The sequence below is a fragment of the Paraburkholderia sp. PGU19 genome, from assembly GCF_013426915.1.
Taxonomy (GTDB): Bacteria; Pseudomonadota; Gammaproteobacteria; order Burkholderiales; family Burkholderiaceae; genus Paraburkholderia.
The window spans coordinates 2481979-2498700 of the sequence record NZ_AP023180.1; the positions used below are offsets into that span (position 1 = coordinate 2481979).

11 protein-coding genes and 3 pseudogenes are annotated in these 16722 nt (G+C 61.1%); 8 read left to right on the plus strand and 6 right to left on the minus strand.

Going from position 1 to position 16722, the window contains the following annotated elements:
* The first annotated feature begins 421 nt into the window (after positions 1–421).
* Positions 422–1825, plus strand: coding sequence for an MFS transporter (locus H1204_RS28795; protein WP_180731858.1), 1404 nt, complete (start codon positions 422–424; stop codon positions 1823–1825).
* A 40-nt stretch (positions 1826–1865) separates the two neighbouring features.
* Here the strand turns inward: H1204_RS28795 and H1204_RS51580 are convergent.
* Positions 1866–2174 (minus strand): annotated as a pseudogene (locus H1204_RS51580) (ectoine/hydroxyectoine ABC transporter ATP-binding protein EhuA); the annotation flags it as partial.
* A gap of 184 nt (positions 2175–2358) precedes the next feature.
* On the opposite strand from H1204_RS51580, the gene ggt reads away from it, so the two are divergent.
* The 3 genes from ggt to ppk2 all read left to right on the plus strand — a co-directional run bounded on the left by ggt (position 2359) and on the right by ppk2 (position 5686).
* Entirely contained in the window at positions 2359–4089 is a 1731-nt protein-coding gene (ggt, locus tag H1204_RS28800) for a gamma-glutamyltransferase (RefSeq protein ID WP_180731859.1), read from the plus strand.
* Between the two features lie 119 nt (positions 4090–4208).
* Positions 4209–4595 (plus strand): VOC family protein, encoded by a 387-nt coding sequence (locus H1204_RS28805; protein ID WP_180731860.1) that lies wholly within the window; start codon positions 4209–4211, stop codon positions 4593–4595.
* 164 nt (positions 4596–4759) lie between these two features.
* Entirely contained in the window at positions 4760–5686 is a 927-nt protein-coding gene (gene ppk2 / locus H1204_RS28810) for a polyphosphate kinase 2 (RefSeq protein ID WP_131240036.1), read from the plus strand.
* A gap of 102 nt (positions 5687–5788) precedes the next feature.
* Here ppk2 and H1204_RS28815 read toward each other — a convergent pair whose 3' ends face one another.
* Positions 5789–7378, minus strand: coding sequence for an inorganic phosphate transporter (locus tag H1204_RS28815; RefSeq protein ID WP_180731861.1), 1590 nt, complete (start codon positions 7376–7378; stop codon positions 5789–5791).
* Between the two features lie 241 nt (positions 7379–7619).
* Between H1204_RS28815 and H1204_RS28820 the strand changes: the two genes are divergently transcribed.
* Positions 7620–8561 (plus strand): LysR substrate-binding domain-containing protein, encoded by a 942-nt coding sequence (locus tag H1204_RS28820; RefSeq protein WP_180731862.1) that lies wholly within the window; start codon positions 7620–7622, stop codon positions 8559–8561.
* A 365-nt stretch (positions 8562–8926) separates the two neighbouring features.
* Positions 8927–10000 carry a diguanylate cyclase gene (locus H1204_RS28825; RefSeq protein ID WP_180731863.1) on the plus strand — a complete coding sequence of 358 codons (1074 nt, stop codon included), beginning with the start codon at positions 8927–8929 and terminating at the stop codon, positions 9998–10000.
* A 29-nt stretch (positions 10001–10029) separates the two neighbouring features.
* Here H1204_RS28825 and H1204_RS28830 read toward each other — a convergent pair.
* The 3 genes and pseudogenes from H1204_RS28830 to H1204_RS28840 all read right to left on the minus strand — a co-directional run.
* A pseudogene (locus H1204_RS28830) lies at positions 10030–10290 on the minus strand (lipid A hydroxylase LpxO); the annotation flags it as partial.
* Positions 10291–10563: 273 nt separating this feature from the next.
* Positions 10564–11607, minus strand: coding sequence for a VTT domain-containing protein (locus H1204_RS28835; RefSeq protein WP_243468693.1), 1044 nt, complete (start codon positions 11605–11607; stop codon positions 10564–10566).
* Positions 11608–11731: 124 nt separating this feature from the next.
* Positions 11732–13747 (minus strand): bifunctional DedA family/phosphatase PAP2 family protein, encoded by a 2016-nt coding sequence (locus H1204_RS28840; RefSeq protein WP_180731865.1) that lies wholly within the window; start codon positions 13745–13747, stop codon positions 11732–11734.
* Positions 13748–14098: 351 nt separating this feature from the next.
* Between H1204_RS28840 and H1204_RS52975 the strand changes: the two are divergent.
* Positions 14099–14215: pseudogene (locus tag H1204_RS52975) on the plus strand (H-NS histone family protein); the annotation flags it as partial.
* Between the two features lie 166 nt (positions 14216–14381).
* Here the strand turns inward: H1204_RS52975 and H1204_RS52980 are convergent.
* Positions 14382–14918, minus strand: a complete 537-nt coding sequence (locus tag H1204_RS52980; protein ID WP_346015750.1) for a hypothetical protein — start codon at positions 14916–14918, stop codon at positions 14382–14384.
* A 324-nt stretch (positions 14919–15242) separates the two neighbouring features.
* Between H1204_RS52980 and aldA the strand changes: the two genes are divergently transcribed.
* Complete coding sequence (aldA, locus tag H1204_RS28850; RefSeq protein WP_180731866.1) at positions 15243–16667, plus strand: aldehyde dehydrogenase; 1425 nt, start codon at positions 15243–15245, stop codon at positions 16665–16667.
* Positions 16668–16722: the final 55 nt, after the last annotated feature.

Genomic DNA, 16722 nt, shown 5'->3' on the forward strand with positions numbered 1-16722 from the left:
CGTGCGCTATCGGTCCGAAGTGAGGCGTGTGCGGCGCTACGGCCTACACACAGTTTGCAACCTGGGCGGCGGCGGAATGTCCGGCGCGGCATGTGGCGACGCGGGCGCGCGAAGCGGGTGAGACGCACCGCAAGAGCGTTGGCAACGAACATGGGTCACGTGATTGCCGTGTGAAGCATAAGACCGGTTGGGGTCCCTCAGGCAGGAAGAAGGATTGGCGGTGTGAGCCGCTTTCTTTTGCCTACTTTTCTTTGCGGCGGCAAAGAAAAGTAGGTGCCGCCCCGCACAGGGGCGACGCGTGAAGCTAGATAACAACTCGCGGATGCTAGCGAAAACACGAGCAAACCAACCCAGCTCGCGCAGCACAGAACCCCAAACCAACCCTCAACAGCGTCGCAGACAAAAACCAAACACTTACACCATGCCTCTGGCAATAGGCACCTTCATCGTTCCACTGATAGTCGCCTGCGCGATGTTCATGGAAAACGTCGACTCGACGGTCCTCGTCACATCACTACCGGTACTCGCGCGGGACTTGGGCCACGACCCAATCACCCTAAAGCTCGCAATCACGGCCTACGTGATCGGCCTCGGCGTGTTCATCCCCGTCTGCGGCTGGGTAGCCGACCGCTACGGCCCACGCTCCGTATTCCGCACTGCAATCGGCATCTTCATGGCCGGCTCCCTGATGGCCGCCGCATCGACGACTCTCCCGCTCTTCGTCGCCGCGCGTTTCGTACAAGGCATCGGCGGCGCAATGATGGTGCCCGTCGGCCGGATCATCATCTTCAGGTCCGTACCGAAGTCGGACTTCATCCGCGCCGTCAACTATCTGACCGTGCCCGCGCTGCTCGGGCCCGTCGTCGGGCCGCCGCTCGGCGGCTTCATCACGACGTATCTGCATTGGCGTCTGATCTTCATCGTCAACATTCCGATCGGCCTGTTCGGCATCTGGCTCACGAACAAACACATCGCCAACATGCGCGAAGCACATCCCGGTCCGCTCGACTGGACCGGCTTCGTGTTGTCGGCGAGCGGCGCGTCGCTGTTCATGCTCGGCTTGTCGCTGGTCGGTGGCGAACTGGTATCGGACCGCGTATCGACAGCGATGTGCGTGCTCGGCGCCGCGCTGCTGCTCGTCTACTGGCGCTATGCGAGCCGTGTCGAACGGCCGGTGCTCGATCTCAGGCTGCTGCGCATCCCCAGTTTTCACGCGAGCGTCGCCGGCGGCTCGCTGTTTCGGATCGGCCTGGGCGCCGTGCCATTCCTGTTGCCGCTCGCGTTGCAGGAAGGGCTCGGCATGACGCCGTTCGCGGCGGGCACGATCACCTGCGCATCGGCGTTCGGCTCGATCTTCATGAAGACGATCGCGTCGTCGGTGCTCGCGCGCTTCGGCTTCCGGCGCGTGCTGATGTTCAACGCGGTGTTGGCCGGCTGCGCGATCGCAAGTTATGGACTGTTCGGTCCCGGAACGCCGCACGCTGTGATCTGGTTCGTCGTGCTGTTCGGTGGCGTGTTTCCGTCGTTGCAGTTCACGTCGCTGAACTCGCTCGCGTATGCGGACATTCCGAGCCGCGACGTGGGCCGCGCGACGAGCGTCGCGAGCGTGGTGCAACAGATTTCGCTGGGTCTCGGCGTGACGATCGCGGGCATCGTGCTGCAAATATCGCACAACGTGCAAGGGCATCCGACCATCGTGTGGACCGACTTCTGGCCCGCGTTCCTGGTGGTTGGTCTGTTCTCGCTCGCGTCGATTCCCGTGACGGCGAAGCTGCCGCACAACAGCGGCGAAGAACTCGCGCGCGGCGGAAGAGGGGAAGCGTGACGCGTGCCTTCGCGAACGTCACGCATTGACGCCAAACGCTCTAAACCGCTTCGCGAACCGCGCGCAGGATCTGTTGCGTGCGTTCGTGCTGCGGCGGTCCCTGCTCGATGATCTTGCCTTGCGAGAAGAAGCAGACGCGGTCCGCAAATTCACGCGCAACAAAATCATCTGATGCGTAACGATTAGCATCGTCGGATTGTGCTCTTCGTTGCATAGCTCGCGATCGAGCATGACGTTACTTCATCGAACGACATCATATTAGGACGGGTTGTTAATGCGCGCGCCAAGTGATTGCACTTCACTGCATCGGTGCTTCGATAGTATTGGCGAGTACCGTCATGTGCGGAAAATGCTGAATGAATCACAGGCTGCCTAACAGCGTCGCAGTCGTATTGCAATTGGAATAATCGAGCGAAGCAACTCGATGCACCTGCAACAAATAGGGGTGCTTCGCAAAAGCACAGGTTGCGTGTTATAAGCCCAAAGACAGGCTTTAAGTACCGTCACTGAATAATTGTCTTTGGAGACAGGCATTGAAACTAATCGATAAAGCGAAATTCTCTGCAACAGCACTCGCCGTCGCAGGTCTCTTCGCCACATCCGCGGGCTTGCTCGAGTCCGCACCTGCTTACGCGAAGGCACCTTCGCCGCAGCGACCCGTACTCAACGCATCAGCCGTCGCCGTCGCTGACAAGTACAGCGCCGATGCTGCCGAGCAGATCTTCAAGGAAGGCGGCAATGCCGTCGACGCGGCTGTCGCTATCGCGTTCACGCTGGCTGTTACGTACCCTGAGGCAGGCAATATCGGCGGTGGCGGTTTCATGACGCTATACGTGAACGGCAAGCCGTATTTCATGGACTATCGCGAGCGCGCGCCGCTGGCTGCGACGCGCAACATGTTTCTCGACGATCAGGGCAATGTGATCAAGGACAAGAGTCTTTTCGGCTATTACGCAGCGGGTGTGCCGGGAACCGTGGCAGGCATGTGGGAAGCACAGCACCGTTTCGGCAAGCTGAAATGGAAGCAGGTTCTGGCGCCCGCCATCAAATATGCGCGCGACGGTTTCGAAGTCGACGAGCAGCTTGCGAAGCGCCGCGAAGATGCCGAGAAGGACTTCGCAGGCAAGACGAACTTCGACACCTATTTCGGCAATCTGAAACAGGGCGTCAATTTCAGGCAGCCCGAGCTTGCGGCCGTGCTCACACGCATCGCGAATCAGGGCGCGCGCGAGTTTTATAACGGCAAGACGGCCGATCTGATCGCGGCGTCGATGAAGGGGCGTGGCCTCATCACGAAGCGCGATCTACAGGATTACCGTGCTGTGTGGCGTCAACCCATTCAGGCGGACTGGAATGGTTATCACGTGATTACGGCACCGCCGCCGAGCTCGGGCGGCATTGGCCTCGTGCAATTGCTGAAGATGAAGGCGGACCTGAAGGGCGACTTCACTAATGTCGATCTCAACTCGCCGCAGTACATTCACCTGATATCGGAAATCGAAAAGCGCGTCTTTGCCGATCGTGCGCAATACCTGGGTGACCCGGACTTCTATAAGGTACCCGTCGCGCAACTAACGGACGATGCCTACATCGCGAAACGTGCGGCCGAAGTGAATCCGTCCGCGCCGTCGGACACGAAGACCGTGCAGGCAGGCCTCGGCACGTCGATGCCCGAGAAAGCGGAGACGACGCATTTCTCGGTGGTCGACAAGTGGGGCAACGCCGTGTCGAACACATACACGATCAACGGCTATTTCGGTTCCGGCGTCGTTGCGGAAGGCACGGGCATCGTGTTGAACGACGAGATGGACGACTTCGCATCGAAGGCTGGCGTGCCGAACATGTTCGGCGTGGTGGGCAGCGACGCGAACTCGATCGAGCCGAAAAAGCGCCCGTTGTCGTCGATGACGCCGACCATTCTGACGAAGGACGGCAAGGTGTCGCTAGTGATCGGCACGCCGGGCGGATCGCGGATCTTCACGTCGATTTTCCAGGTGGTCAATAACGTGTACGACTTCGATATGCCGTTGAAAGACGCCGTTAGCGCGATGCGTTTCCACCATCAACTCTTGCCGCCGAATACGATCTTCTGGGAGCCGTACGCGCCTATCAACGGCGAACTCGCCAAGCAGGTCGAAGCGAAGGGTTATGCGCTGAAGGCGCAGGACTTCAACGGCGACATTCAGGCGATCAAGATCACCGGCGAGCGGCCGGAGGCCGTATCCGATCCACGCGGACGCGGCGTGTCGCGTGTGATACCGTAATCTCACGGCATGTGCTGGCGTCGCGGCCAATCTCGCGGCGCCTCGTCGATTCGCTTTGCAGCGGACATCGCCGGTGGGCGGTGTCCGCTGTTTTCACTTTCTGGAGCGGGGAGTCAGCGATGAATCAGCCGGAAACACAGAGCCATGCGCAAGAGCCGCGATTCGAAGGGCTTAGTGCTGTCACGCTCGCCACGCATGACATGGAGCCCGCCGTCGCGTTTTACCTGGCGCTTGGCTTTCCGCTTGCCTATGGCGGACCCTTCGAGGCGTTCACGTCGTTTGCGTTCGGCGGCACCTATCTGAACCTGATTCTCGACACGAGAGGACCGGTGCTATGGTGGGGGCGTGTGATCGTTCACGTGTCCGACGTGGACGCCGTTTATCGCAAGGCGCTGGCAGCGGGATATCAGCCCGAGGCCGCGCCCGCCGATGCTTCATGGGGCGAGCGATACTTCCATATCACCGATCCTGACGGCCACGAGATCAGCATTGCCAGGAGGCTTTGAAGGGGCCTTAGAGCGGCCTTGAAAGGGCGTCGGAAAGGTACTTTGAACAGCCACACCCGTTGCGCAAGAGTAATATGACTGACACCGAGAAAGCTGACAATCACACGAGCCCACGCGCCGCGTACACCCTTTTCCGCTCTGCGGAAAAAACAGGAGCCACTGTGATGAAGGAATCCGAACAGGAACTTGACGCCGAGTCGCTCGCCGCACGGCAGCGCCGCTTCGAAGAAGACCTCGTCGATGCGTACGACGAGGAACTCGAAATGGAAGTCGACGACCGTATCCTCGACGGCGGCGAAGGCTTCACACCCGAAGCACGCGAATTGCGCAAGCAATATTTCCGCGAGCTGTTCCGTCTGCAGGGCGAACTCGTCAAGCTGCAGGACTGGATCGTCAAGACCGGGCATCGCCTTGTCGTGATTTTCGAAGGCCGCGACGCGGCTGGCAAGGGCGGTGCGATCAAGCGCATCACGCAACGGCTGAATCCGCGCGTATGCCGGGTCGCGGCACTGCCCGCGCCGAACAACCGCGAACGCACGCAATGGTACTTCCAGCGCTATGTCAGCCACCTGCCCGCGGGCGGCGAAATGGTGCTGTTCGATCGCAGCTGGTACAACCGCGCGGGCGTCGAGCGCGTGATGGGCTTCTGCACCGACGACGAATACGACGAGTTCTTCCGCTCGGTGCCCGAGTTCGAGAAGATGCTCGTGCGCAGCGGTATTCAGATCATCAAGTACTGGTTCTCGATCACCGACGAGGAGCAGGAAATCCGCTTCCAGGCGCGTATCCACGATCCGCTCAAGCAATGGAAGCTCAGCCCGATGGACCTCGAAAGCCGTCGCCGCTGGGAGCGTTATACGCAGGCGAAGGAAGTGATGTTGCAGCGCTCGCATATTCCCGAGGCGCCGTGGTGGGTCGTGCAGGCCGTCGACAAGAAACGCGCGCGGCTGAACTGCATTCATCATCTGTTGAGCCAGGTGCCGTATCACGAGATCGAACATCCGTCCATCGTGTTGCCCGAACGCGTCTTTCACGAGGACTACAGCCGTCATCCCGTGCCGGATACGATGATCGTGCCTGACGTATTTTGATCCCTGTTTGAAGGGCTGAAACAAAAAGCGCGGCATGAAAATGCCGCGCTTTTTGTTTTGCCGCCGCCAGATCGATTCAGCGCGGCGGCAAGGTGCGAGTCGTCAGAACAGGTGACGGAACAACCAGTACAGTCCCCCGGACAGCGCGATCGATGCGGGCAGCGTCAGCACCCACGCGAGCACCAGACTGCGCACGGTGCTCCATTGCAGGCCTGAGCCATTGGCGGCCATCGTGCCTGCCACGCCCGAGGACAGCACATGTGTCGTCGACACGGGCAGGCCGTACATGTCGGCGGCGCCGATCGTGAGCATCGCGACGAGTTCGGCCGATGCGCCCTGTCCATAGGTCAGATGCTGCTTGCCGATCTTCTCGCCCACCGTGACGACGATGCGCTTCCAGCCCACCATCGTGCCGAGACCCAGTGCGATCGCCACGGCGACTTTCACCCACGTCGGGATGAACTTGGTCGCGTGGTCCATCTGCTTCCTGAAGTTATCGATTGCCTTGGCGTCGTCCGCTGCAAACGCAGGCTGCTTCGCCTTTTCCATCAGACGGATCGCTTCCGACGCGACGTACATGTTGTTACGCACGTTATCGACCTTGTCTTGCGGCACGTTCGCCATCGTGCCCGACGAGCTGACCTGCTGACCGATCTGCTCCATCAGCTTCTGCAGCGCGGGCACCGTCGCGGGCGCGAGCTGCCGCGTGCGCACGTAGTTCTCCACCTCGCTGCGCGGCGCGACGACGGGCGGCACGCCTTGCGTCGCATACTTGCCGAGCGCGGCCGAAGCCTGCTGCGAAACGGCGAGGAAGGTTTGCGTTTCGCTTGCCGTGACGGCCTTGTTCAGCGCGTAGGCGGTCGGCACGGTGCCGATCAGGATCAGCATGATGAGACCCATGCCTTTCTGGCCGTCGTTGGAACCATGCGCGAACGACACGCCCGTGCAGGTCAGAATCAGCAGCCCGCGAATCCAGAACGGCGGCGGCGCTTTGCCTTTCGGCTCCGCGTAGAGGGCGGGCACGCGTACGAGCGCCTTGAGGACCAGCAGCAGAAGACCCGCGAGCAGGAAGCCGACCAGCGGCGAAAACAGCAGCGACTTGCCGACCCCGGCGGCTTGCCCCCAATCGACGCCGCTCGTGCCGTCCGCGCCATGCAGCAGCTGGTTCATCAGGCCGACGCCGATGATCGAGCCGATCAGCGTGTGCGAACTCGAAGACGGCAGGCCGAACCACCACGTACCCAGATTCCAGATGATCGCGGCGATCAGCAGTGCGAACACCATCGCAAAGCCTGCGCTGCTGCCCACTTGCAGAATCAGTTCGACGGGCAGCAACTGAAGAATGCCGAATGCGACTGCGCCGCTCGAGGTCAGCACGCCAAGGAAATTCCAAGTGCCCGACCACACGACCGCGACGTTGGGCGAGAGCGAGTGCGTATAGATCACGGTCGCGACGGCGTTTGCCGTGTCGTGAAAACCGTTGACGAACTCAAAGCCGAGCGCGATCAGAAGGGCGACGCCTAGCAGCAGATAAGCGACGATCGAACCGGTGCGAACGGATTCGAGGTCGCCGACCAGCTGAAACGCGCAGTAGATCGCGCCAGCGACCAGCGCAATCACAAAAACGGCGAGTCCTAAATTGCGGTTTTTGGCACTCGCGGTGCCTGACTGCGGGTATGAGAGTTCCGGCATGGCCTGGGCCTCGGGGGATAGTCGGGGGATCTCCGATCCTGCAAGCCCAGCATGTCCATACGATGACAAACGCGTGACCGATATGCCCCTAACATTTGTGCGCCGCGTCACGCGGACTTGAATGCTGCGCGTTGCCCGTTAAATCGGACGCGTGAGAAAGAAGCCGCTGAGGCCCAGACGCTAAAATGAGCGCGTGGCGCCCGAGCGCCGATCCGGAATCGAGACCTCCTTGAAAAGAAAAATGCCAGCGCTCAATGCGCTCAAAGCCTTCGAAGTCGCTGGGCGCACGGGCAGCTTCACGCGCGCGGCGGAATTGCTCAACGTCACGCAAAGCGCGGTGAGCCGCCAGGTGCGGCAACTCGAAGAGCAACTCGGCGAATCGCTATTGCAGCGCAGGCATCATCATCTGGATCTCACGGCATCGGGCCGCGTGCTGCTTCAGGCATTGCAGCATTCGTTCGACAAGATCGAATGGACCGTGCGCTCGATCCAGGAAAAGACGCATCTGAACCGCTTGCGGGTCAATGCGCCGCCGACTTTCGCCAGCCGCTGGTTTTTGCCGCGACTCGGGCGCCTGCACACCGAGCACCCCGAACTGGAATTGAGCCTGTCGACGCGGCTAGAAGACAATCTTGCCGAGTCGAGCGTGCTCGATTGCGCGATTCGCTTCGGCAATGGCGAATGGGAGGGATTCGATAATCTTCTGCTGATGAACGAGCGGCATATCGCCGTGTGCTCGCCCGCGTTGCTTGCGCGCCAGGCGGGCAATGAAGCCATCGATCTCAATCAATTCACTTTGCTGCATGTTTTAGCGGGCGACAACCAGCGTTATCTGACCTGGCAGCATTGGCTAAAGGCGGCGGGCATCGAAGGCGTGGATACGTCGGGCGGTTTCGAATTCGATCTGCTCGATCACGCGATACGCGCTGCCATCGACGGCCTCGGCATCACGATCGCCGATCGTCATATGATTGCGCACGAACTCGCCAATGGGCAGCTCGTGCAGATGCTGAACGTGCATGTCGACGGACACCAGTCGTATTGGCTCGTGACGCGTCCTGAACAGGGCGACCTGCCGCATGTGACGGTGTTTCGCGACTGGCTGCAACAGGAAGTGTGGCTGACGCAGCGCAGCGTCGAAACATCGGCGGCTGCGCGGGTGCCTTTGATCAGTGGCCATTGATTCGTCTGTCGCTTGCGCTGTTTTTGACTCACTTAAGCTGATTCATTTGCTTCACATCACTCTCTTCGAGCAAGCCGAAGCGCTAGCGTCATGACGTTCATTACCGTGCAACGCAAACGTTACACATCCATCGCGGCTTGCGCACAAACACCGAAAAACCACAGAAGCGCTTCCACCGCGTAAATGGACTAATTACCCACTGCGGATACTGGTATCATTTTTTTATACCAATCCATGATGTTGCGCCCGCATCGAAACGCGCAACGTCTGTATCAAAGCTTGGTGCAAACAGGGACCCTGCGGCATGCGGCGCACGAGCGCGCCCGGCCTCATTCTCGCAGTCATTTGCTCGGGGATCGATAAAGTTGGCAACGAAAAGCAGGGCCGGGCAAGGGAAGAGCTTTGTCGAGCGCATTTACCGCTTGCGCATTGCCGGGCTGGGGCTTGGCTTCTTCTGCGTCGCTTCCGTTTTCGCGCTACAGCATCGCGGATTCGTGCTGTGGTCGCTGCTGGTGTTTCATGGTTTCATCTGGCCGCATGTCGCGCGGCGCGCAGCGCTTGCCTGCGAAGTGCCGTTTCGCGGCGAACGCCTGAACCTGATGGCCGATTCGATGCTCGGCGGCTTCTGGGTCGTGGCGATGCAGTTCAACGTGTTGCCCAGCGTGCTGATTCTCGCGATGCTCAGCATGGACAACATCGCTGCGGGCGGCCTGCGGCTCTTCGCACGCGGTGCGGTCGCGCATGTGCTGGGCGTGCTGGCGGGGCTCGTCACGGTCGGCTTCGTGTTTTCGCCGATGTCGCAAATGCCGACTATCCTGGCGTGTCTGCCGTTCCTCATTATTTATCCGCTTGCGTTGGGCTTTACAAGCTACCGGCTGTCGCTCAAGCTCGCCCAGCGCACGCGCGAACTCGAGCACCTGAGTCGCACCGACGGCCTGACCCGCCTTTGGAACCGCCGGCATTGGGAAGGGCTGCTCGCCGGGGAATTCGAGCGCTGCCGCGCGAACCGCTACGCGTCGTGCCTGCTGCTGATCGACCTCGATCACTTCAAGCGGATCAACGACACGCTGGGTCATCCCGCCGGTGACGCGGTGTTGCAGGCGTTTGCCGATCTTTTGCGCAGCCATTTCCGCGCGGGCGACAGCATTGGCCGTTATGGCGGCGAGGAGTTCGGTGTCGTCTTGCCGGGCGCGACATTGCGCGAGGCGCATACGGTCGCGAAGGTGCTGGTGCAGCGCGTGAGGGAGAAGACGAAAGAGGCGTCGACGGAATGCCCGTGCACGATCAGCGTCGGCATTGCCCAATTGACCGACGACTTGCCCGACTATCACACGTGGTTGCAGGAAGTGGACCGCAGTCTTTATCAGGCGAAGGCGACGGGGCGTGACCGGATCGTCGTCGGCGGTCTTGCGCCCGTTCAGGAAGTGGCACGCGGCTAAGGCTGTGAGGTGCGCCTGAGCGGCACGCCTTATATCGCGAAAGCGATCCCGGCGAAAATCGAGCCGAACAGCACCCATTTGACGGCATAGTAAGTCGGCCGATGCCACGCCTTAAGGTGTTTGCCGACGCGGCGAATCGCGTACACATATTTGAATGCGCGGTTCAGGAACCCGGTGCGATCGCCTTCTTCATTCGGCGAACTGGCCGCGCGCATCACGACATTCGAGAACATCCGGTTCAACGCAGCGGCCCAGCGGAAGTACATGGGCCGCTCGACATCGCAGAACAGGCTACATACGTGACGCTTAAGATAAACCAGACGATAAATAGCCAGCGCATACCTTGATCTCCAGGCTTTACCTGAACAATCGGTCTTTAGTAACCGGATCTTGAAATGGAAATCTTAGCGAGAACTGCGCCAGCTTGCTCTTAAGGGGTATCCAGTTGAATGCAGTCCGCCAATATGCTAAAGGCTTAGCCTTAATGGCGCCGAAGCGCGGCTTTTCTTTAGCGTTTGGGTGCTTCGTAATGGGGCAAACGGACGCGTGAGAACACACGCGCCTTAACTGGGGACGGCGCCTTTTGGTGCAATACCGCGCAAGGTAATGCCGCGTTCCTGCGGCAGAGCACGGGTTTTCTCGCGCATGGGCTGCGCCATGTTTTTATTCTGTTCGGTCAAAGGCTCGACGGAGTAGCCGCGCCGTTCCCACGCGTCCAGCCCGCCTCTTAGCGCGCGAATTTGCGTAAAGCCTTTGTCGCGCATCTGCTGCGACAGCGTTCTTGCCGTGACATCGTCGGCACAGACGCAATAGACGACGACATCGCGCGCCAGCAAGGCGGCATCGACCGTGCCGGGCGCATGGACGTCGAGCGGCAGCGCGCCGGGAATGGGCTGCGGCGTCTGTCGTTTCATGTGCTCGGGGCGGGCGTCGAGCACGATGGGCGGCTTGTCGGGACGCATCATCGCGTCGACCTGTTCCTGCGAGATTGCCGCAAGCGACAGCGGCCGCTGCAGACGCCAGCGCTGCACGAAACGGAACACCAGATAACTCGCGGCGATGGCGGTCAGCACATCGATGATCGTCCAGCCGTGCGCCCGCACTTCGTGAATCAGCAGGCTCAGCTGCCGCTCGAAAATCGCGCCGCCGAGCAGCCAGAAGGTTGCCCACGCGAGGATACCGACGGCGTCCCACGAGAAGAAGATGACGATGCCGACGCGCGTCGTGCCCATCAGCGGCGGCGTAATGATGGCAAGTCCCGGTATGAACTTCGAGACCGAGACGATTGCAGGTCCAAAGCGCATGAAGAGGGCACGCGCCTTGCGCACTCGTGTTTCGACGGCGGCCGACAGCCGCGCTAGCGCAAGGATCAGCCGCCGTCCGAGCAGGCGGCCCGCGGTAAACCATATCCCGTCGCCAATCAGCGCGGCGGCGAGTGCGGCCGTCAGCACATGCCAGAAGGACAGATGGCCGTTAGCGATCGCCGTGCCCGCGAGCAGCAGTACAGGGACGGCAGGCACGGGAATGCCGAGGCGCGTGAGCAGCACGTTCAGGAAGACAACGGCTGCGCCCCATGTAGAAATTGCCGACGGATTGAAATCGACCAATTGCAATAGCTCCTTGCGCATTGCATGGCTTCGACGCGCGCTGGCTGCCGTTCATTGTTGCACGGCTTAAGGCGCCGCGTGCTTTGCAAGCGGCTGCAGAACGGGTACAAGCGGTCTAAAAGGCTTAGCGTTCAGTGGATGCGATCAGCGTGACGGGAATGTCGGTGCATCCCATGCTGCTCGACAGTTCGAGTTCTCGCCATTCGTCGTTGACCGACTTTGGGGAAATGAGCGGATCGAGTTGTCTGTCGGTGCGCAGCACATTGAAGGGCCACGAAGGGCGCAGCAGACGCTCATGCACGAGCGAGCCGAGCCAGATCGGCGTGGGTGCCGTGCCGTTGCGACGCGCGACGGCATAGCCCGTGCGCCAGAAACGCAGTACGTCGCGTTCGTCGGTGCGCGCGCGCTGACGGCTGAAAACGAGGGCCGACGGTATGCCGTCATTGAGCTTGGGCAGCACGGGAAGATCCATCACGGGCACGTCGGGCGAGACGAGCGAGAACAGGCTGCGCGCATTGAAACGCGTGCCTTCGAGCCAACCTCTGCTGCGCAATTGCGCGATGATCTGCTGCCGGTCAGCCGTCCATTGCACAGTGATCGGCTCGCGCCGGTCGCCCTTCATGTCGGAGCGATAGCAGGGAAACTGCTTCCACAGCGAATCCGTCCATTGCGCCTGCGTGACGACCACGGGTGGCCGCTGGCGCACCTGCGGCGCCGCGTCCGGCTGATGTCCCAAGGCGAGCTGCAGGCCGACGCTCGCGCACAGCACGACCAGCAGAACGGCGGGCATGTATTCGCGCGAAGGCGGCGTTTCCGGATGCCGCCATACGGCCGTCAACGCGACGACAGCGACCCACATGGCAGCGAATGCTGCGCCGCCCACGGCATCGGAGAACGCGAAGCGCCCGGAAGACAGGCCAGCGAATGCGACGGTGATCACGATCAGGCTCGCGAGCGCAGTGACGGCGATACCCGTCACCAGGCCGACGCGGCGCGCCACGACGAACGCGAGAAAGCCATACACCGTGACGCTCGCGGCGACGTGATTGCTGGGGAACGCATAGAGATCGGATGGCGCGGCGGCGGGCGGCGCGTGCGGCACGATTGCCTGGATCGCGAAGATCAACACCTGCGAGAAGATCACTGCGATGAGCCAATAGATAAGCATGCGCCAGCGTTTCTCGAAGGCGATCATGACGGTCGACGCAACGACCAGCGCGGCGAGAGTCGGAATGCTGCCGAGCGTCGAGGCGCGCGCGAGCGCTTCGCCGATCCACGGCGCCTGCGCGGATTGCAGGAAGCGATAGAACGACATGTCGACCTGAACGAGCGGATCGCCCGACACGACGTCCTGCATGACACCAAAGAAGATGCCCGCGCACACCAGCACGAAAACCGAAATGCCGACCAGCAGGCCGATAGCCGCGCGCTCGGGATCGACGATCCGATAGACCAGCTTGCCATATGGCGCCTCGTGATCGCGCGCCCAATTCACGAGGCCGCTGCGCGACGCACCGGCCCATGCGCGCGCGTGCGAGACGACTACGCGCATCACCCAGAAGCACAGCCATACGATTGCCACGACGATCGCCAGCGCCGCGACGAGACGGAAGGACACCGCGCCCGCCAGCTGGATCGACGCGCCGAATACAACGCCGGGAAGGATATGCGCGGGCGCCCACAGCAACGCGGACAGCACGTTCATTGCGTAGAAGCGCATGGGCGGCATTTCGAGCATGCCCGCGACCACGGGGACGATTGCGCGCAGCGGTGCGGCAAAGCGCGCGAACACGACGCTCTTCGCGCCATGCTTGTCGAAATACTTCTGGCCGCTTTCGAGCAGCACCGGGTGCGTGCTGAACGGCCAGAGCCTGCTGATCCTGTCTTTATAACGACGGCCGAACCAGTAGCTCATGCCATCGCCCGCCACGGCGCCCACAATCGCGCTCGCAAAGAGCCAGCCGAGATTCAGCGTACCCGTGCCGACCAGCGCGCCTGCAATGAACATGGCCGTGCTGCCCGGCACGAAGGTGCCGATGAACGCGACGGCTTCGAGAAACGCAGCAAGAAACACCACGACCAGCGTCCACGCAGTGTGGCCTGCAAGCAGGTGCAGCAGCTGGGCGTACGCGTGCTCCATCAATATCTCCAGGTGTCGAAGCGGCCATTAAAGAGCACGGCAACGCGCATGCGAGCGCAAAGGAAAGGGACCCTGAAAGTTTATCAGTGTCCTCCTGTTGGGCGCTGGCGTGCGGCCATGCAGCAATCGACGGTCAAAGGAATTAAACGTTTGAGAGCGGGTCATTATTCTCGCGGCATGCAATGCAATGGCAAAAGCCACTTCAGCAATTGCGTGTGACGAGCCTTATGCGAGGCTTAGGAGAAATGGCGTATCGATGGGCAACGGTTTTCTTACTCAAGCTTTAAAACGATAGCGCTTCTAAGCAATTCCGTGGCATAGTCCGCGTATGTAATTCAAAGGGAGGCAATAATGGCTACATTGGAAATCATCCAGGCTCGTATAAAGAAACTGCAGACGCAGGCCGAAGCGCTCATCGCTCAAGGCGCGCAAGGTGCGTTGGACCAGATCCGGGAACTGATGATCAAGCACGGTCTCACAACGGAAGATATCGAGCGTCGCGCAAAAGCACGTCGCGAACGCGAGCGCAAAGCGCGTCTTGGCGTTAGCAGCGGCAAGGCGGGAATCACGTCAGCCGTGAAAGGCAAACTGCCCCCAAGTATCGCGATCCCAAGACGGGTGCAACGTGGAGTGGTCACGCGCGACCGCCGGCATGGATCAAGGACGTGAAAGACCGTAGCAAGTTTTTGATCGATGCCGCTGCGGCTGCTGTGTCGGAAACGGTGGTGACGGCAAAGGCCGCGACGAAGAAAGCGACGGCGAAGAAAGCCGTGTCGAAGAAAGCTGTAACGGCGAAGTCGGCGGCTCGCAAGGTTGCGAAAAAGGCATCGGCAGGCGCAAAGGCTGCTGTGAAGAAAGTCGCTGCGAAGAAGGCCGCTGCGAAATCCGCCGGCAAGAAGACGGCCGCCACGAAGGTTGCGGCGAAGTCTGCGGCGCCGACTGCCGGCAAGCGCGTCATTGCGAAGAAAGCCGCCGCTAAGAAGACCGGCGCAAGCAAGGCGCCGGCGAAAAAGGCAGCAGCAAAGAAGGCAGCCGTGAAAAGCGTTGCGCCCGTGGCCGAAACGCCCGTAACGGTGCAGGCGCCGACGCCATCCGCAGGCGAGGCTTGATCCGCTTCGAAGCGGCTTTCATGTAGTTCCGGTTCGGCGACATCCTGCCGGACCGTTCCCACGCGCGGCGCTCAGGTCGCCGCGCCATTCACTCGCAGCCGGTGCAATGCCGGCTCGCGCAAAGGCGGATTCGCTGCCTTGGCGCTCTCCCCGCGCTTCCTCAATAGACGCTTCCACATATCCGCCGCATCCTCTGGCGATTCGTTCGCGTGCCCGTCATATCGCCCACAAACATGAGTTTTATGAATGTTTGACGGTCGAAATACTCGCTTGCGCGTCATAAGGCCGCAGAGAAGAATCCGTGTCATGCGCCGGCTGCATGTTTCGCCTTGCTCTAACTCGCCGCCGGTAATGTGCTTCGCGCACGCGTCACCAGGTAAAACACCATGCGACTCGACCGGAATTTCGTTGGCGGCCAGTTCGTCGAACCCGCAACGGACGAACTCATCTCCGTCTATAACCCCGCTACCGAGGCGCTGATTGCCCAGGTATCGGGTGCGTCCCGCGAAGAGGCTGTAGTAGCCGTCGCCAATGCCGCTGCCGCACAAAAGAGCTGGCGCAAGCTGCCCGCTGCGGAGCGCGCCACGTATCTGCACAAGCTCGCCGACGCACTGACCGACTGCGCGCCCGCCATCGGCGCGGCGCTCGCGCTGGAATCGGGCAAGAGCGTCACCGATGCGACCAACGAAGCCATCTACGCCGGCCAGATCACGCGCTATCACGCCGAGTGGGCGCGCCGTATCGAAGGCGAAGTGATTCCCAGCGACACGCCCGACGAGAACCTCGTCATGCATCGCGAGCCGATCGGCGTCGTCGCATGTCTGATCCCGTTCAATTACCCCGTCTATACGTTCATGCGCAAAATCGCGCCGGCGTTGATCGCGGGTAATACGGTGGTGGTGCGGCCGAGCAATAACACGCCCACTTCCGCATTCGAAATCGCCAAGGCTGTGATTCGCGCCGAATTGCCGCCGGGCGTCGTCAACATTCTCGCGATGAGCCATGCGACGGCGGAAGCCGTTTGCACGCATCCTGCTGTCGGCATGATTACGCTGACGGGCAGCGTCGGTGCGGGCCGCAAGGTGCTCGACTATTGCAAAGAGAACATTGCGAAGCCGTCGCTCGAACTGGGCGGCAAAACGCCTGCCATCATCGAGCCGGATGCCGATCTGGAAAAGGCCGCGCGCGAACTCGTCGGCTCGAAGACGACGCACTGCGGCCAGTTGTGCACGGCGATCGAGCGTGTCTACGTCCACGAGAGCGTGCACGACCAGTTCGTCGCGCTGCTGAAGAAGCACATGAGCGCAGTGAAGAGCGGCGACCGCAGCACGGATGCTTCCTTGATGGGTCCGCTCGTCAACGAAGCTTCGCGCCAGTCGATTCATGCGATGGTCCAGCGCGCGGTGGCTGACGGCGCAACGCTCGAAACGGGCGGCGCGATTCCCGAAGGCAAGGGCTTCTTCTATCCGGCCACGCTGCTGACGAACTGCCGTCAGGACATGGAGATCATCCAGGAAGAAACGTTCGGCCCGATCATGCCCGTCGTGCGCTACAGCACGCTCGACGAAGCGCTGCAGATGGCCAACGACCACCAGTTCGGTCTTTCGTCGGTGCTCTACACCGAGAACTACCGCACCACGATGAAGGTCGCGAACAACATCGAAGCGGGCGAACTCTACGTGAACCGCACGCCCGCCGACCCGTATCAGGGCTTTCACGCAGGCTGGAAACGCTCGGGTCTCGGCGGCGACGACGGCAAGCACGGCATGCTCGAATTCACGCAGACGCGTCTGGTCGTCATGAAGTACTGATCCTGTCAGGGCGCATTTCGCGAGCGAAAAGCAACGCGGGATGCGCTCTCTTTTT